This is a genomic window from Candidatus Manganitrophaceae bacterium (genome assembly GCA_016200325.1).
Lineage (GTDB): Bacteria > Nitrospirota > Nitrospiria > SBBL01 > Manganitrophaceae > Manganitrophus.
In genome coordinates, this window is record JACQEZ010000011.1 from 468705 (window position 1) to 486435 (window position 17731).

Below are 17731 nucleotides of genomic sequence, written 5' to 3' on the forward strand. Positions count from 1 at the left end.
TTTGAAGACGGGACCGACCCGTGCTGCTTACAGCTGCAACTGCGCCTCGAAAAGGCTCGCATAGACGCCGTTGCGGCGGATCAACTCCTCGTGCGTGCCGCTTTCGACGATCCGGCCCTGCTCGATCACCAGGATCCGGTCGGCGGTCCGGAGCGACGAGAGACGATGGGCGACGATCAACGTCGTCCGGTGGGCGAAGAGGTTTTCCATCGCCTCCTGGATGCTCCCTTCGGTCTCGGCATCGACCGCGGAGGTCCCCTCGTCGAAGATAATGATCGGCGGATTCTTCAGAAAGGCCCGCGCGATGGCGAGCCGCTGCTTCTGGCCGATCGAGAGCTTCACCCCCCGCTCCCCGATCCAGGTGTCATATCCTTGCGGCAGCTGCCGAATGAAATCGCCGGCGCAGGCGGCGGTCGCGGCGGCGATGATTTGATCGTCCGTCGCGGTCAGGTCGCCATAGGCGAGGTTTTCGCGGACCGTCCCATTGAAGAGAAACGGCTCTTGTCGCACCAACCCGATCTGGTCGCGCAGCGCGGCGAGCGACATCGCCCGGACGTCGAAGCCGTCGATCGTGATATGGCCGCTCTGCACGTCATAGAAGCGCATCAGCAGCGAGACGATCGTCGTCTTTCCACTTCCGGTGGCGCCGACGAGGGCGACCGTCTCGCCGGGGGAGGCTTCGAAGTCGATCTGCTTTAAGACCGAAAGATCGGAGACATACTGGAACGAGATGTTGTCGAACCGGACGAAGCCCTGCAGCCGGGCCGGAAGAACGATCGGGATTTCGGGCTCCGGTACTTCCTGCTTGGTGTCGATCAGCTCGAAGACCCGCTCCCCCGCCGCGATCGCATGCTGGAGCATATGGTTGATCGAATGGATTTGGTTAATCGGCGCATAGAAGAGCGCCGCGTAGGCAAAAAAGGCGACGAGCTCCCCGACCGTCATCGTGCCGGTCGCGACTTTGTACGAGCCGAATCCCAAAATCAGGACCGTTCCCATCGAGGCAAGGAAAGCCATCCCGGGGGAGTAGTACGACCAAAGGCGCGCCACCTCCAGGCTCCCCTCTTGGCAGGCGCGGCTCTTCTCCTGGAAGCGCTTCGCCTCATGCCCCTGGCGGTTGAAGATCATCGTCTCCCGGATGCCGGAGATGGAATCTTGCAGCAGCGCGTTGAGATCGCCCATCCGCTGGCGGACCGTTTTATAGCAGCCGTGGATCCGTCGGGTAAAGAGGACGGCGGAGAAGGCGAGGATCGGCAGCGGGATCATCGCCACCAGCGCCAGCTGCCATTGAATCTTGAAGAGGACCGCCGTAATGCCAATCAAGGTCAAAGCGGCGATCAAGAGGTGCTCGATCCCGTCGATGAAGATCCGCTCCATGTTTTCGACGTCGTTGTTGATCCGGGACATGATCTCGCCGGTGGAGCGATTCTCGAAATAGGAGATCGACAGCCGCTGCGTCGCCTGGTAGACGGTGTTCCGGATATCATAGATCACCCGCTGCTCGAAGGCGTTGTTCAGCCGGATGCGCGCCATGTTCGCCAACCCCTTCACCGCAAAGGCGATGATCATCGCCAGGGTCAAAAAGAAAATCAACCGGCCCTCCCCCGCGCGAACCCCTTCATCGATGACCATTTTGATGAGCCAGGGGGGAATGAGATCCATGACGGTGCTGACGATTGCGGCGCCGAGGGTCAATGCGGCCAGCCCTTTATACGGTTTAATAAAGGCCAAAACACGGAGAACAAATTTCACAATCACATCCTTTCTTAAAATTTTAACGAGGCGTGATACATGACAGAGAGGTGGCTGGATCGATCGGAGCTGATCGTGCGGAGCCGATCTTCGACCTCCGCTTCTAATATACCCTAAGCTTCTGGAGATTTAAAGAAGAGTCGCCGGATGAGGAAGAAGCCGGTCGCGGAGAGGGCGGCGGCGCCGCCAAAAATCGACCAGCGGGAGAAGAGCCACCGTCTCGCCCTGCCACTCATGGGGGTCTTGGCACGGGCCTGGAGGGCGAGGTTGCCGGGATGTTTTTCGGCGAGACGCTTCTCGCCGGGGCTCTTTCCCTCCGGGAGCGATCGCTCGATCTCAGAGTTAATTTCTCCTCCGATCAAGATCATCAGCCCGGTGAGATACATCCAGGTCAGCAAGATGATCACCGCGCCGATGGTTCCGTATGTTTTATTGTAGCTGCCGAAGTGGCCGACATAATAAGAGAAGGCAAGGGAGGTCAGAATCCATGAGAGAACGGCGATGACCGAGCCAGGGGTGACCCAGTGCCAGCTCTGCTCAACGTCGGGTCCGAAATAATAGAGGACGGCCAAAACGAACGTCATCGTGATCCCGGCGATCAGAAATCGCGCCACGTTCCAGCCGATTTGAAAGAGCGGGCCGAGCCCGATCTGATCGGCGAGCGCCTGCCCGATCGCCCCGCCGAAGATCATCAGGATCGCCGCGAGGATCGCAAAAATCGAGACGCCGAGGGTCAGGCCGATGGCGATCAGTTGTACTTTCCACCAGGGGCGGCTTTCTTCAACGTCATAGACCTTGTTGAGCCCGGAGCAGAGGGAGACGACCCCGCGGGAGGCGGCCCAGAGAGTGGCGAGCAGCCCGAAGGAGAGGAGGCCTCCCCGCTTCTGCTGTGTGATCGCGGCGATGTTGTCTTGGATCAAGACGAGCGCCTCTTGGGGGAGGAACCCGCTCAGCGAGGTTAAAATCTTTCCGAAGAGGTCGTCGATCGGGAGGTAGCCGATCAGGGTGACCAAAAAGAGAAGGAGGGGAAAGAGGGCGAAGAGAAAGGCATAGGCCAGCTCGGCGGCCGCACCGAAGACATCATCCTTGTTGGCCTCGCGCCAAACGCGCACCGCCAGCTCCTTCGGCGTCAACGTCCCGAGCGCCCATCGGCGAAGCCGGCTCTGCGCTTTCTCCTTACCTTCGGTCTCCTTTTTCTGCTCTTTTTCCTGATCCATCTAAACCTAACTTATCCCCACATCTCCTCCGGGATGGCGAGCCGCGTCACCGGACGGCCGTTCACGATATGCTGCTCCATAATCTCTGCGACGTCGGCCGGCTTGACCCCTTTGTACCAGGTCCCGTCGGGATAGACGACGACGTTCGGACCGATCGGACAGGGACCCAAACAGCTCGACTCGGTCACCAAGATCTGTCCAAAGAGCTCCAGACGTTCCATTTCGGAGAAGAAACTGTTCAGCAACTCCCGGCTTCCTCGCTCCCCGCACGATCCGCGCGGATTTCCGGGAGGTCGGGTGGTCGTGCAGACGAGGATATGATATTTCGGTTTTGGCATTGGATCTCCTTTGCTGTGATTGAGGTGAGAAAAAAGCCCTCTCTTTTTATCACAGGGAGATGCACCTCTTCAACTTTAAACCGGTCTCACGGGCTCTTGGCCGCGCCGCCGTCGATCCGGACGGTCGACCCGGTCATCCAGGCGACATTGGGCGAAGCGAGAAAGGCGACCAGCCGGGCCACCTCCTCCGGGCTGCCGATCCCGAGCGGGATGGCGGCGTCGGTGTCGCGCTTCAGCCGTTTCTCCACCGCTTTGACCGATTCTCCCGTCCGCTCCGCCATCACCGACGCCTCCACCTCCCAAGAGGGGGTCCAGACCGCGCCGGGGCAGACGGTGTTGACAACGATCTTGTCTTTGGCGAATTCGACTGAAAGATACTTCCCCAGCGCAATCAGCGCCGCCTTGGCGATTCGATAGTCGGGAAACTTCTCCTCCATCTCGATCCCCGACATCGACGCGACGTTGATGATCCGCCCGCCTCCTTGCCGCTGCATCTGCGGGATCACCTCTCGGCAGGTCCGGACCGCCGCCATCAGATCAAGGGCGAGGGTTGCTTCCCAATCGTCGTCGGTCAAATCCAAAAACGGCTTGAAATGAAGCGGTCCGCCGAGATTGTTGATCAGTAGATCGACCCGGCCGTATGTCTCCGCCGCCTTCTGGATCAGCTTGCGCGCCTCACGGGGCCGTGTCAGATCGACTGAAACGGCGAGCGCCCGGCTTCCGATCTGTTCGACCTCGGCCTTCGCTTGCGCCAGCGCTTCTTTCCCGCGGGCGGCCAAGACGACCTCGGCCCCCTCAGCGGCGAGGGTGAGGGCGATCGCCCTTCCGATCCCCTTGCTTCCGCCGGTGACCACGGCGACCTTTCCTTTCAACCCGAGCTCCATGAGCGCTCCAAATATTGGATTACCTCTTATTCTAGGACAGATGAGGTCGGTCTGTCCAGGCGGCGGCCGATTTGACCTCTCCGCCCGAAAAAGAATAAAATAGTATATTGAATATCCTTATTGGGAAAAAATCGATGGTGACCAGTTACGATATTTGGCAGGTGGTAACGAACGCGATCCAGGAGACGAAGATCGTGATGTTGTCTTATCGGAAGCAAAATGGGGAGATTGTCAGCCATCAGGTCGTTCCGATCGATATTCTCGTCCGGATGCGGACCGATGGACGGCGGGTCGAATATCTCTTCGGGCATCGGCTCGACTTTCCTTTCCGCGAGCGGGGGGGCCGGACCGAGCGGTCGTTCCTCCTCGAGAAGATCCTCGCCATCCGGGCGACCGAGCACCGATTTCATCCCACGGAATACGTCGATCTGACATCGACCCAGCCCCGCTGGTTTATTCCGCGCAAGTGGGCCGAGCAGATCAAAAAGGTTGCATGAACCTGCCCTTCCGGAGTTTTCAATGACTTCGTCCCGAGAGAAGCGTGTTCGTTCTTTCTCCTTGCTTCTGGCCGTTTTGTTCTGGACCCTTCCCCTTTTCGGTGCGGTGAGCTGGGAGCAGCATGCGCCGGTCCCGCAGCCGCGTTCCGAGGTGGCGGCGGCCTCGCTTGACGGCCAGATCTATCTCATCGGTGGCTTTGCAAAAGAGGGGGTCACCCCGCGGGTCGATCGGTACGACTCGGCCACCGACCGGTGGGTCGAGCGCGCCGCGATGCCGGTTGCGCTCCATCACGCCGGGGCCGCCGCTTTAAACGGGAAGCTTTATGTAATCGGCGGCTTCGAAGGGGCAAAGTCGTGGAAACCGTCACGCGGCGTCTGGGAATATGATCCGACCACCGACCGCTGGAGCGCAAAACGGGAGATGCCGACGGCGCGCGGGGCGCTCGGGGTCGGCGTCTGGCAGGGGCGGGTCTATGCGATCGGGGGATTGGGGGCGACCGAGCCGGGACGTCTGTTGGAAAACACCGGCGCGAATGAAGTCTATGATCCGGCGGCCGATCGATGGGAGACGAAAGCGCCGCTTCCAAACCCGCGTGATCATCTCGCCGTGGCCGTGTTGGAAGGCGCCGTGCATGCGATCGGCGGCCGCTTCAACAGCGACTATGCGACGAACGTCGCACTACACCATATTTATGATCCCGCCGTCGACCGCTGGCGCCAAGCAGCCCCTCTCCCGAGGCGCCGGAGCGGCATCGCTGCAGCGGTGGTCAATGGAAAGATCTACGTTTTCGGCGGAGAGTCTCCGCAGGGAACGTTCTCCGACAACGACGTCTACAATCCGACCGCCGACCGGTGGCAGGGGGCGCCTCCGATGCCGACCGCACGCCACGGCCTCGGCGCCGCAGCGGTGGCCGACCGGATCTACGTCATCGCCGGCGGACCGCAGCCGGGCGGCTCATTGAGCAATGTGAATGAGATGTTCCGTCCCGAGTAATCGACAGAACCATCCGGCTTCCCTTCCCCTGCTCCATGTAAGATTTGTCCACTCCGACCTGCACCGCGTCCATTTGAGGTGATGGGCGTCCTCGCACACACTGTTCTTTTTGATTCCTCTATAGAATAAATAATTGACTTGGTGAGAACGCGTCTATAAAATAAACCCAGGCATCGAAGAAAGATATCTGCGAAGATCCTCTCATTCGGTAAGCCCTGCTGCCTTCCCGTCCCCCAACCATTTGCTATAATAGACAGCGTTCAGCAGCAACGCGACGACTGACACCTTATTAATCTTTAACACGCGTGGAGAATCCAATGTCTTTTCCTTCGCCCTTCTATCGATGGAGGCCGCACCCCTGGCACGGCCTCGACGTCGGTCCTAAACCGCCGACACTCGTTTACGCTTATATTGAAATCACCCCGTTCGATCCGGTCAAATATGAGCTCGACAAGGTGACCGGCTATCTCCATGTCGATCGACCGCAGCGGACCTCCGCGCTTCCGCCGACGTTATACGGCTTCGTTCCGCGCACCTACTGCGGACGGCGCGTCGGTGCGTTGATGTCGAACGCCAAGAAGGGGGACGGCGATCCGTTGGATATCTGTGTTCTCAGCGAGCGGCCGATTAACCGATCCGACGTGATCCTCAAAGCCCGGGTGGTCGGAGGGCTTCCGATGCTCGATGACGGCGAGGCCGACGACAAGATCATCGCCGTGCTCAACAACGATTATCTCTGGAGCAATGTCCAGGACATCTCCGAATTGCCGGGGGTGTTGGTGGAGCGGCTTCGGCACTACTTCGAGACCTACAAGCTCGTCCCCGGCAAGAGCTCCAATGTATCGATCGATGCCACGTACGACCGCAAACATGCAGAGCGGGTGATCCAGGCGGCGATGGAAGATTACCAAGAGGAGTACGGATCATAACGCCGGCCTGATCCGCTCCTGACCGCATCCCCGATGATCTTCAGCCTGTGGGCCGCCGATGTGGAGGTGACGCAGTCGGCCGCCGTGGGGCGGGGTTTACCGGGGGCCTGCCGAGATATGGCAATTCTTCAGCAACCTTGCCCAGCAGATTAAATCGAGCCTGGCGATTGAACGGTTCGATGCCGGAGAGGATGTCGTCGCGATCGGCCGGACGCAGGGGACAGCCAGGGTGACGGGGCGGCGCTTCGATCTGCCGATGGTGCACGGATGCAGATCCGGGCAGAAGCGGCGCTCCGCTTTCAGCCCTACATCGACCCTCCCGCCCTGCAGGCGGCCCTGTCTCCTTAGAATGCCGCCGCTGAATGCGTCGGTACTTCAACCACTCATTGTTCTTTCGTCGGGAGGCACCCAGATGCGAATCCGCACCCTCACCCCCGCCGATGCAACCTTCTATCAAACAACACGGCTGGATTCCATTCACCCGCTGTTTTACCATGAACAGGCCGCCGGCCAGGGTAGTCTTCCGTCGTTACTTAAGGAAACCCCTTCCGAGTCATTCGACGCGAGTTGATTTCTAAAGATCTGAATTGGTATAAGGGAAGATAGCCGTCGGATGAAGAGGGCCCGGCAACCGAGGTCCACTCCAAGCAGCTTCAACCCACCGACGGCCGCCTTCGGTCGCAGGAGGCAAGGCGATCCAATCAAGCAGAGAGTCGACCATGACAGAACAGCGATCCAAAAGCCGCGGCGCCCGATCACCGGAGCCGAATGACCATGACGAGGCGCCGATCCGCGCCCTTTATCAAGCGTTGTTAGAGTGTTGGAACCGGCGCGATGCCGCCGACTTTGCCGCGCTTTATGCGGAGAATGGAAATGTCGTCGGGTTCGACGGAAGTCAGATGAATGGGCGGGCCGAGATCGAAGCGGCGCTGCGCCAGGTCTTTGCCGGCCATCCGACCGCCGCTTATATTTCGATCATCAAAGAGGTCCGTTTTTTGGGTTCTGAGAGTGCAATCCTCCGTGCGGTCGCCGGGATGATGCCGCCGGGACAGTCGGACATCAATCCGGCCGTCAATGCCGTCCAGACCCTGGTCGTCTTAAAGGAGGAGGGCCGATGGCGCATTGCCCTCTTTCAAAATACGCCCGCCGCCTTTCATGGCCGGCCGGAGCTGAGTGAAAAATTGACGGAAGAGCTGCGGCAGATGCTTCGCACGATCTTACCCGATCGAAGGACGAGCAAGCGCGCCGGGGATGTTCCGAGCGAGTAAAGGAGCGGCTTTGCTCGATTCGCTTTCCGGCGAGGTTTATGCGGGATTTCGAACCCGAACATTTCCTGAAAGAGGCCACCTCACTGTGTGAGTCGGTCGAGTGAAAATTGAAGTGAGATTTGCGAGATTTGAAGGATGGAAAACCAGGGACATGTCATGCTGATCTGAGTCTGTCGGTAAACGAATCGCGGATCTAATCCTATATAAGGAGGCAGCGCCGATGAAGGTGAGCAGTCGTTCGATTCAAAACAACAAGCGGATTCCAACAACCTATGCGATGGGAGTTCCGGGGGAGAAGGGCCCGGTGCCGGGGCCGAATAAGAACCCGCACCTCGCCTGGTCGGACTTTCCGGCCAATACGAAATCGTTCGCCGTCATCGTCCACGACCCCGACGTGCCGTCGAAGCCGGATGACGTCAACCAGCCCGACCGGGTTGTTCCCTACAACCTGCCGCGGGTCGATTTTTTTCACTGGGTTCTGGTGAACATTCCGCCGAATGTCACGGAGTTGGCCGAAGGGCAAGATTCCGACGGGGTCACCCCCAAAGGAAAGAAGCCGGGAAAGGTCGCCTACGGCGTCCGCGGCATCAACACCTACAAGGAGTGGTTCGGCGGCGACCCCCAGATGGGGGGAGACTACGGCGGCTACGATGGACCCTGGCCTCCATTCAATGACGAGCGGCTTCATCATTATCACTTCACCGTCTATGCGCTCGATGTTCCGTCGTTGAAGCTGCCGGAAAAATTCAACGGGCCCGACGCGCTCAAAGCGATCGAGGGTCATGTCCTCGACAAGGCGACGCTCGTCGGGACCTATGCGCTCCATCCGAATCCTCGGGAGTAGTTTAGGTAGTTTAGAATGATGCGCCTCCGCTGGACCCAGGGTGGAGAGGAGGAGATCCGCATATTAAACGGCTGAGGTCCGGTGGTCCGACGCAGTCGTTTCCGCTGATGGACTTGGCGGCGAAGGCCGCGTAGCCCCTTTACGGAGCGGTGCGCTGATTATTTTATTATAGATATAGATCAAGGGAGATGGAATGGGGCGTTGCCCCAAACCCCACCGTGGGGGCGCCTCGTCGCGCCCCCTCCGGCTTCCCCAGACGCCGGGGGTAAAACCCCCTGGCCCCCCTGCGGCCGAACTCGGCGCGACCGCACAAAGAAGTGCGGACTGCGCCTCAGACAGGCGCCCTGTAAAGGTCGATGGAACGTTTGATCAAAAACGCAGCAGAGTAGCGGGCACGGGACGCCCATGCCGCGCAGGCGCTTACTCTTTTTCTTAGACTTAGGTTATCCTCTCGGTGGCGTGCTGTGTCGGAGCGCAAGGGCCCCACTGGGGATGGGGTGAAACCCCACGACCTTGAGGCGTCTCCCCCATAAGAAGACGACTTTGTGTAGGTATTAGAAAGCCGGCGAGAGTACCGGTGCAGGAGAAAAGATGGCGGCTGAACCCTCACTTCGGATTGACGTCTGGAGCGACTATGTCTGTCCGTTCTGCTACCTCGAGCTCCCGGTGCTGGATCGGCTGCAGGAGACATTCGGGGATGCCCTTCAAATTCGATGGCGCGCCTTCGAGCTGCGCCCCGAGCCGGTCCCGACCCTCGATCCGGCCGGGGACTATTTGCGTACGACCTGGGCCCGCTCGGTCTACCCCATGGCGGAGGAGCGCGGGCTGCGCCTCCGGCTGCCGCCGGTGCAGCCCCGCAGCCGAAAAGCGCTCGAAGCGGCGGCGCACGCGGCCGTTGAAGGCGCTTTCGATCCGATGCACCGCGCGATTTTCCGCGCTTTCTTCGATGAGGGGCGTGACATTGGACAGACCGAGGTCTTTCTCGACCTCGCCGACTCGGTCGGATTGAAGCGGGAGCCGCTTCGGAGCGCGCTGGAAGCGGGCCGCCATACCGACTCGGTCTTACAAGATCAAAAACGGGCGGAGGAACTCGGGATCGCTGCGGTGCCGACCCTTCTTATCCGGAGGGCCGAAGTGCCTTTACACGAGGCGATCCCGCTGAGAGGCGCCCTTGCATATCGGCAGGCGCATGCCGCCGTCGAATCGTTGCTGTAGAAAGAGGACCTTTCCTGAGAATCACCTGATCGATTTGTGTTATAGAAAAGGAGAGCCGATGGATTTGGGGCTTCGGGGAAAACGGGCCTTGGTAACCGGGTCAACCGCCGGGATCGGGTTTGCCGCGGCGCGTCTGCTCGCCGCGGAGGCGCTGCGGTGGTCGTGAACGGCCGGACCGCATCCCGCGTGCAGGCGGCGGTCCGGCAGATCCGAGAGGCAGCGCCCAAAGCCGACGTTCGAGGGATCGCCGCCGACCTCGGTACGGCGGCGGGATGTGAGACGCTGATTGTCCAGGCGCCGGAGCTCGACATCCTCGTCAACAATGTCGGGATCTTCGAGCCGAAGCCGTTTCCGGAGATCTCCGATGCCGATTGGCTTCGATTCTTCGAGACCAACGTCCTGAGCGGGGTCCGCCTCTCACGGCATTATCTCACCGGGATGCATGCGCGGAATTGGGGCCGGATCGTCTTCATCTCGAGCGAGTCGGCGGTTCAGATTCCGGCCGAGATGATCCATTACGGGATGACGAAGACCGCTCAGCTCGCCGTGGCGCGCGGGCTGGCCGAGACGACGGTCGGGACCGGCATCACCGTCAACAGCGTCCTCCCCGGCCCGACCGCCTCGGAAGGGGTCGGCACCTTCGTCACGCAGATGGCGGCGGCGCGCGGGGTCGACTTCAAAACGATGGAGCGGGAATTCTTCGAGAGCGCCCGCCCCTCCTCGCTTCTCAAACGGTTTGCCACCCCGGAGGAGGTCGCCGCGATGATCGTCTACGTCTGCAGCGTGCCGGCCTCCGCGACCAACGGCGCCGCGCTCCGGGTCGACGGCGGTGTCGTCCGATCGATCTTTTAAAGATTCCGCCGATCAGATCGGTGGAGGCCGTTAGGGTGTTTGTGCCGGAAGCTTACGTTTTCAGCAAGCCTCGGGTCGAAAGCGATCGCCGTTTTGCAGCGGAGGCCATTGCCGAAGGAATCGATGATATCACCCTCGGGTGAAAGCGAAGATGAATTGCGGATACGCTCTTTATCGTCATTCAACATGGAGAATGAAACATGGAAAACCGACCTCCTCTTCCCCCCTTTACGCTCGAGACCGCAACGGCCAAAGTGCAGGCCGCCGAAGACGGGTGGAACACGTGCGATCCGGAGCGGGTGGCGCTTGCCTACACCGAAGATTCGGCGTGGCGGAATCGGGCGGAGTTTTTCAGCGGCCGGGAAAATATAAAAGCGTTTCTGAAGCGAAAATGGGCGAAAGAACTCGACTATCGTCTAAAAAAAGAGCTCTGGAGTTTTTCCGGCAACCGAATTTCGGTTCGATTCGAATATGAATGGCACGACGACTCCGGCTTTTGGTACCGCTCTTACGGAAACGAGCAGTGGGAATTCGCCGAGAACGGCCTGATGCGAAGGCGCGAAGCGAGCATCAATGACCTTCCAATCAAAGAGAGCGAACGCAAGTTCCGGTGGGAGCGTCCACCCACCGGATAAAAACCGAATAAGGATGAGAGGTGGAAGAGAAGATGAAGGTCGTAATACAGGAAGAGACCACCGGTTGCGGTCTGGCCTGTGTGGCGACTTTGGCAAATCGAAGTTATGCGGAGGTCAAAGCGCTGGCGAACCGCATCGGGATCTTTGCCGAAGACCGACGTCTTTATTCCGACACCCATTATGTCAGGCGCCTGCTGACCGAATACCGGATTCGGATCGCGGAACAAGAGCGGCCGTTTACCTCTTGGCAGACGCTTCCGGACAAAGCCCTTCTTTCGATTAGGTATCACGTGGAACAGGGCCGGCCCTTTTGGCATTGGGTGGTCTTTGTTCGGGAAAACGGAACATCGGTTGTTCTCGATCCCGCAAAATATTTGTCGAATCATCAGAGAACCGATTTCGATCAGATGCAGCCGAAGTGGTTCATTGAGATCGAAGATCGATAGCCCTCGCCGCCGGAGACCCCGCCGCACAGGATTTCGAGAACGCCCTTCTCATTTGCAATTTTCCCTCCCTCTGAATTAAGATAACGCATTCATCAGGCTCATTTTCACAGAACAAACTGTTCTTTTAATGCGAATGCCCATATAAGGAGGGGTCTCAATGGCTGACAAAAAGATCATCGCAGTGGTCGGCGCCACCGGGGCGCAGGGGGGCGGGTTGGTCCGCGCCATTTTAAACGACAAGAGCGGCGCCTTTGCGGCGCGCGCGATCACCCGAAACGTCAATTCCGATAAGGCGAAAGCGTTGGCACAACAGGGGGTCGAGGTCGTCGCAGCCGATATCGACGATGTAGAGAGTCTCAAGAAGGCGTTCAACGGCGCCTATGGCGCCTTCTGCGTGACCAATTTCTGGGAGCACTTTTCGGCGGAAAAAGAGGTGACCCAGGCCAAGAACATGGCGGAGGCGGCGAAGCAGGCCGGCGTTCAACATGTGATCTGGTCGACCCTCGAAGACACCCGCAAGTGGGTGCCGCTCTCCGATAACCGGATGCCGACCCTCCATGGTAAATACAAAGTGCCTCACTTTGATGGCAAAGGGGAAGCCGATCCGCTCTTCTCCAAGGCCGGAGCGCCGACGACCCTGCTGCTGACGTCGTTCTACTGGGACAATCTGATCTACTTCGGGATGGGCCCGAAGAAAGGCCCGGACGGCAAGCTCGCCCTCACGATGCCGATGGGCGACAAGAAGCTTCCGGGGATCGCCGCTGAAGATATCGGCAAGTGCGCCCTCGGCATCTTCAAGAAAGGCCGGGAGTACATCGGCAAGACGGTCGGGATCGCCGGTGAGCATTTGACAGGCGCCCAGATGGCCGCTTCCCTCACCAAAGCGCTCGGCCAAGCGGTCCGCTATAACGATGTGCCGCCGGAAGTTTATCGAAGCTTCGGTTTCCCGGGGGCCGACGATCTCGGAAACATGTTCCAGTTCAAGCGCGATTTCAACGACGACTTCTGCCGCGCGCGCAACCTCGACGTCGCCCGTTCCCTGAACCCTTCGCTGCAAACATTCGACCAGTGGCTTGCGCAAAATAAGAGCCGCATTCCGTTGGAGTAAAGATCCTCCCCGGCCGCCCGCAAGGGCGGCCGGTCCTCTAAGAAACGCCGTCAAGAAAGGTGTTGATCGGCCGGATCGATCCCTTATCCCCGGCCTGTCTTAAAGCGCCTGGCGGTCGGGCTTAAAGAGACCGAGGGGTTTCACCCGCCGTTGGCCGAGCGTCCCAAGCGTGGCGGCGCTCGGTATTCTCCTCTCCGGGGAGCCGCGCGATGCCGGTCTAATCCCTCAATATTTTTTTGATGGTTGTCGGAATGATTGACCTCAAGCTAACCGCCGCCCGTGCAGGCCGCACGTCGTCATGCCGCTGAAGCATTCCATCGACCCGGCGCATTCGTCGTCCCCGAAGCGCCCTCTTGGTTCCTTACCGCTAAATCTTGTAAAATAGAATTAATGCGCTACTATGCCCTCGCGACCGACTATGATGGAACGCTTGCCACCGATGGCCGGGTGGACGAATCGACCTTGGACGCCCTCAAGCGGTTGCGGAACTCCGGCCGGCGGTTGATCCTCGTGACCGGCCGTGAATTAGAGGACCTCCTCCGCGCCTTTCCCCAGATCGACCTCTTTGAGCGGGTGGTGGCCGAGAACGGCGCCCTTCTCTATCGTCCCGCGACGCGCGAGACAAAACTGCTTGCCGCGCCCCCTCCGGAGCGGTTTGCCCAGACCCTTCGCGATCGCGGGGTGGCGCCCCTCTCCGTCGGACGGGTGGTCGTCGCGACCTGGACGCCGCATGAAAAAAGGGTCCTCGATGTGATCCGCGAGCTCGGGCTCGAACTCCAGGTGATCTTCAACAAAGGGGCGGTGATGGTCCTCCCCTCCGGGGTGAACAAGGCGACCGGATTTGCCGCGGCCCTCGACGAACTCGGATTGTCGCCGCACAACGCGGTGGGTGTGGGCGATGCCGAGAACGACCACGCTTTTTTAAATCTCTGCGAGTGTTCGGTGGCGGTCGCCAATGCCCTTCCGGCGTTGAAGGAGCAGGCCGACTGGATCACTTCGGGAAGCCGCGGCGCGGGGGTGACGGAGCTGATCGACCGACTCCTCGCCTCCGACCTGGCGGAGCTGCCGCTGCAGCGGCACGAGGTTGTTCTCGGCCGCCGGGTCGATGAAGCGGAGGTTCGCCTCAAGCCGTATGGCGCCAGTGTGCTCATCGCCGGCACCTCGGGCGGCGGGAAATCGACCCTGGCGACCGGTTTTCTCGAACGGCTCTCGGAGCAGGGATACCAATTTTGCATTATCGATCCGGAAGGAGATTATCAGAACTTCGAGAGGGCCGTGGTGTTGGGGAATCCTTCCCGGGCGCCCACCGTGGAAGAGGCGACGCAGCTCCTTGAGAAGCCGAATCAGAATGCGGTGATCAATCTTTTGGGAGTCGCGCGGGAGAGTCGGCCTTCCTACTTTGAAGGGCTTCTCGCCGCGATCATGGCGTTGAGGGCCCGGACCGGCCGGCCCCATTGGATTGTCATCGACGAAACCCACCACCTTCTCCCCTCCAGTTGGGCCCCTGCCCTCCTGACTGTTCCGAAGGAGCTCCAGGGATTTTTGCTGATCACCGTCCATCCGGACCATGTCGCGCCTGCTGTTCTTACCTCGGTCGATCTGGTCATCGCGATCGGATCGACGCCCCAGGAGACCTTCCGCGCCTTCAGCGAGACGCTCGGGGAGCGGACGCCGTCAGTCCCCTCGGCGCCCCTTCAGCGGGGCGAGGCGATCGCCTGGTGGCGGCGGACGACGTCCGAGCCGTTCTGGTTCCGCAGCATCCCTCCCCGGATGGAGCGGCTCCGCCATCTTCGGAAATATGCCGAGGGGGAGCTTCCCCCCGACCGCAGCTTTTACTTCCGGGGACCGAACGGCAAGTTGAATCTGCGCGCCCAGAATCTGATCTTCTTTCTGCAGTTGGCGGAAGGGATCGACGACGAGACCTGGCTTTATCACCTTCGACGGGGAGACTACTCGCGCTGGTTCCGCCAGATGATCAAGGATGATCAGCTCGCCGCCGATGCGGCGGGCGTTGAGGCCGCGGGCGACCTCACCGCAAAAGAGAGCCGCGCCCGCATTCGGGAGAAGGTCGAAGCGCGGTATACTCTCCCGGCATAGGTCGGCCCCGGCGGCCTGCATCGCGTCAATCTTAAAACTTAAAAACCGATTTACAGAGAGGGAACCATGGATCCCGCGCACGGTTGGAAAGCACTCCTTATTCCGGATGCCCCTCTCCTTGAAATGGTGGTCCGCGGCTCGGTGATGTATCTCGGGCTCTTTGTCCTCCTTCGGGTCGTTCTCAAACGGCAGACCGGCACGCTCGGGATGACCGATCTCCTATTGATCACGCTCCTGGCCGACGCATCCCAAAACGCCATGGCGGGAGAGTATCGATCCCTCCCCAATGGGCTGGTCTTGGTCTCGACGATCCTTTTTTGGAATTATTTCCTCGACTGGCTCTCCTTCCACTCGCCGCGGGTGCGCCGTTGGATCGAGCCGCCGCCCCTGCTGCTGATTCAAGACGGGAAACTCTTGCGGCACAACATGAAGCGCGAATTGATCTCTAAAGACGAGCTGATGGGCCAGCTCCGGGAGCAGGGAATCAGTGATTTAGTGAAGGTTAAGAAGGCCTACATTGAGGGAGATGGACGAATCAGCGTCATCCAGCAGGAGGAGGATCTGCAGGGGGCCCGGGAGAGGAAGCCGATCTGAGAGGGTCGGACGTAATCAGGGTCACATCCTCAACGCGGCGGTCTTGATATAGTGATCAGACGTTCCGTGCAGCGTCGGACCGTTCGCGATCAAGGGTGGATGACAGGTCTCCTATGTATAAATTGTATCGGCCAAAACGTTCTCAATGGCGGATCGACTTTATTCGATGGCCGATCGTCTTCATATTGTGCTTCACCCTCATCGGCTGCGCATCGCACCCGGCGAAGACGAAGCCCCATCCTTCCCAGCCCCTTCCGTCCGACCTCTCAAAGATGCGGATCGCGCTGGAGAAATATCAAGATCCAATCGTCGCGGTTCGCGACGGATATCTCTCGATGGTCGGCTGCATCGAGTCTCCCTCCGGCGGGGTCGGCGTCCGATTCCTCAACACCAGCCTCATGAGCAGCGCGGCCAACCCCGATTACCCGCCGATTCTGATTTATGAGCCGAAGGGAGAGCGCCTCGAGCTCGTTGCGGCGGAGTGGCTGATCCCGGTGGCGATGGGGATCGGCGAGCCGCCCAAGCTGTTGGGAAAGCCGCTCGACGGACCGATGGAGGGGCTGCATCCGCTGATGCCAAAGGAGATGGTCCACTACGATCTCCGGGTGTGGCTCTTCAAAGAAAATCCCGCCGGTCTCTACAGCCCGACGAACCCCGAAGTCACCTGTCCGCGAAAACTGGCTTATCGCTTCCAGGAAAAGCCCCCTCGGCGGGTCAACAAGCGCCCTTCCTAACCGCAACCGATCCACGCAAGGAATCCGATAGACCGGATATTGACTCCCTCTTGGAATTGGCATATACAAGAAGGCCAGGACGCCTTGGCTTCGGCTGTCCGATGCAGCGATCCAAGAGGCCGTGTGCACGGTCGGATGAAATTATAAGAGCGGCAAGCCGGATTCGTCGGATTCACCGCTCCGGCGCTTCCTTCTCTGCACGGCGAACGACCATTTAAAAAACCGAAATAAATAAAATATAGATCATGCCGATGATGGCACAGGAGAAAGATCAAAATGGCCGATTCAATCTATGACTTTCAAGCCCGTACGATTACCGGAGAGGAGATCTCGCTCGATCAGTATAAAAACAAGACCCTCTTAATCGTCAATACCGCCAGCGCATGCGGCTACACGCCGCAATATGCCGGGCTGGAGGCGCTCTATCGGAAATACCAAGAACGCGGTTTTGCGGTGCTCGGTTTTCCGTGTAATCAATTCGGCCAGCAGGAGCCGGGGACGGAGGGGGAGATTCAGACGTTCTGCCAACGAAATTACGGTGTCACCTTCCCGATGTTCGCCAAGATCGATGTAAACGGCGACCAGGCCCATCCCCTTTTCAACTACCTGAAGAGCGCGCTTCCGGGAATCCTCAACACCGAGCCGATTAAATGGAACTTCACGAAGTTCTTAATCGACAAGAATGGAAAACCGGTCGAGCGCTTCGCGCCGGGGACCAAACCCGAATCGATCGAAAAGACGGTGGAGAAACTTCTTTAATTAGAACGGAAGAAGCGGTTCAGAAACGAAGCCGCTCCGCAGAGGGGCGATGCCGCAGAGGAGCGAGATGAGAAAAACCATCATTGGGGTGATGGGTCCGGGAGAGCGGGCGCACGAAGAGGATATCCGGAATGCCTATGCGCTCGGACGGCTCATTGCGCAAGAGGGATGGGTCCTCCTGACGGGAGGGCGCAACTCCGGGGTGATGGACGCGGCCAACCGCGGGGCGAAAGAGGCCGACGGCTTGACGATTGGGATTCTGCCGACGCGAGACCGAACCATGATCTCCGCTGCAGTCGATATTCCGATTCTGACCGAAATGGGGAGCGCCCGGAACAATATTAACGTCCTGACCAGCGATCTGATCATCGCATGCGGAATGGGCACCGGAACCGCCTCCGAGGTGGCGCTGGCGCTCAAAGCGGGGAAGCCGGTCATTCTGATCACGAAGGATGAAGAAGCAAAACGGTTCTTCCTCCACCTCCGTCCTGAAAAGGTCTTCGTTGCGCAAGACCCCGCTGCCGCCCTGAAACAGGCGGTGCAGCTCCTCTCTTATTCCAAGCGATAA

Annotated in this window: 18 protein-coding genes and 1 pseudogene; 15 read left to right on the forward strand and 4 right to left on the reverse strand. The window is 59.6% G+C overall.

Features of this window, described 5'->3' with window-relative positions; genetic code table 11:
* Window positions 1–27: 27 nt before the first annotated feature.
* The 4 genes from HY282_10160 to HY282_10175 form a co-directional block, all read right to left on the reverse strand.
* Complete coding sequence (locus HY282_10160) at window positions 28–1752, reverse strand: ABC transporter ATP-binding protein (GenBank protein ID MBI3804111.1); 1725 nt, start codon at window positions 1750–1752, stop codon at window positions 28–30.
* A gap of 113 nt (window positions 1753–1865) precedes the next feature.
* Complete coding sequence (locus HY282_10165; GenBank protein MBI3804112.1) at window positions 1866–2969, reverse strand: YihY/virulence factor BrkB family protein; 1104 nt, start codon at window positions 2967–2969, stop codon at window positions 1866–1868.
* Window positions 2970–2980: 11 nt separating this feature from the next.
* Window positions 2981–3307 (reverse strand): (2Fe-2S) ferredoxin domain-containing protein, encoded by a 327-nt coding sequence (locus HY282_10170; GenBank protein MBI3804113.1) that lies wholly within the window; start codon window positions 3305–3307, stop codon window positions 2981–2983.
* Window positions 3308–3393: 86 nt separating this feature from the next.
* The gene (locus HY282_10175) at window positions 3394–4191 is read right to left on the reverse strand and encodes a glucose 1-dehydrogenase (protein ID MBI3804114.1); all 798 of its coding nucleotides are present in this window, start codon (window positions 4189–4191) and stop codon (window positions 3394–3396) included.
* Between the two features lie 134 nt (window positions 4192–4325).
* Here HY282_10175 and HY282_10180 point away from each other — a divergent pair, with 134 nt between their 5' ends.
* The 15 genes and pseudogenes from HY282_10180 to HY282_10250 all read left to right on the forward strand — a co-directional run bounded on the left by HY282_10180 (window position 4326) and on the right by HY282_10250 (window position 17731).
* Window positions 4326–4688, forward strand: a complete 363-nt coding sequence (locus HY282_10180; GenBank protein ID MBI3804115.1) for a hypothetical protein — start codon at window positions 4326–4328, stop codon at window positions 4686–4688.
* A 22-nt stretch (window positions 4689–4710) separates the two neighbouring features.
* Complete coding sequence (locus HY282_10185) at window positions 4711–5682, forward strand: galactose oxidase (GenBank protein MBI3804116.1); 972 nt, start codon at window positions 4711–4713, stop codon at window positions 5680–5682.
* A gap of 317 nt (window positions 5683–5999) precedes the next feature.
* Window positions 6000–6611: an inorganic pyrophosphatase gene (locus HY282_10190; protein MBI3804117.1), complete on the forward strand. Its 612-nt coding sequence runs from the start codon at window positions 6000–6002 to the stop codon at window positions 6609–6611.
* A 719-nt stretch (window positions 6612–7330) separates the two neighbouring features.
* Window positions 7331–7879: an SgcJ/EcaC family oxidoreductase gene (locus HY282_10195; GenBank protein ID MBI3804118.1), complete on the forward strand. Its 549-nt coding sequence runs from the start codon at window positions 7331–7333 to the stop codon at window positions 7877–7879.
* A 220-nt stretch (window positions 7880–8099) separates the two neighbouring features.
* Entirely contained in the window at window positions 8100–8723 is a 624-nt protein-coding gene (locus tag HY282_10200; GenBank protein MBI3804119.1) for a YbhB/YbcL family Raf kinase inhibitor-like protein, read from the forward strand.
* 591 nt (window positions 8724–9314) lie between these two features.
* The gene (locus HY282_10205) at window positions 9315–9938 is read left to right on the forward strand and encodes a DsbA family protein (GenBank protein ID MBI3804120.1); all 624 of its coding nucleotides are present in this window, start codon (window positions 9315–9317) and stop codon (window positions 9936–9938) included.
* Window positions 9939–9996: 58 nt separating this feature from the next.
* Window positions 9997–10790: pseudogene (locus HY282_10210) on the forward strand (SDR family NAD(P)-dependent oxidoreductase).
* A gap of 200 nt (window positions 10791–10990) precedes the next feature.
* Window positions 10991–11425 carry a nuclear transport factor 2 family protein gene (locus HY282_10215; protein ID MBI3804121.1) on the forward strand — a complete coding sequence of 145 codons (435 nt, stop codon included), beginning with the start codon at window positions 10991–10993 and terminating at the stop codon, window positions 11423–11425.
* 32 nt (window positions 11426–11457) lie between these two features.
* Complete coding sequence (locus tag HY282_10220) at window positions 11458–11871, forward strand: hypothetical protein (GenBank protein MBI3804122.1); 414 nt, start codon at window positions 11458–11460, stop codon at window positions 11869–11871.
* Window positions 11872–12028: 157 nt separating this feature from the next.
* Window positions 12029–12979, forward strand: a complete 951-nt coding sequence (locus HY282_10225; GenBank protein ID MBI3804123.1) for an NmrA/HSCARG family protein — start codon at window positions 12029–12031, stop codon at window positions 12977–12979.
* Between the two features lie 390 nt (window positions 12980–13369).
* Window positions 13370–15076 (forward strand): HAD-IIB family hydrolase, encoded by a 1707-nt coding sequence (locus HY282_10230; GenBank protein ID MBI3804124.1) that lies wholly within the window; start codon window positions 13370–13372, stop codon window positions 15074–15076.
* 66 nt (window positions 15077–15142) lie between these two features.
* Window positions 15143–15670, forward strand: a complete 528-nt coding sequence (locus HY282_10235) for a DUF421 domain-containing protein (GenBank protein ID MBI3804125.1) — start codon at window positions 15143–15145, stop codon at window positions 15668–15670.
* 113 nt (window positions 15671–15783) lie between these two features.
* Entirely contained in the window at window positions 15784–16404 is a 621-nt protein-coding gene (locus HY282_10240) for a hypothetical protein (GenBank protein MBI3804126.1), read from the forward strand.
* A gap of 276 nt (window positions 16405–16680) precedes the next feature.
* Complete coding sequence (locus tag HY282_10245; GenBank protein MBI3804127.1) at window positions 16681–17163, forward strand: glutathione peroxidase; 483 nt, start codon at window positions 16681–16683, stop codon at window positions 17161–17163.
* A 67-nt stretch (window positions 17164–17230) separates the two neighbouring features.
* A complete protein-coding gene (locus HY282_10250) occupies window positions 17231–17731 on the forward strand; it encodes a TIGR00725 family protein (GenBank protein ID MBI3804128.1) in 501 nt (166 codons plus the stop codon).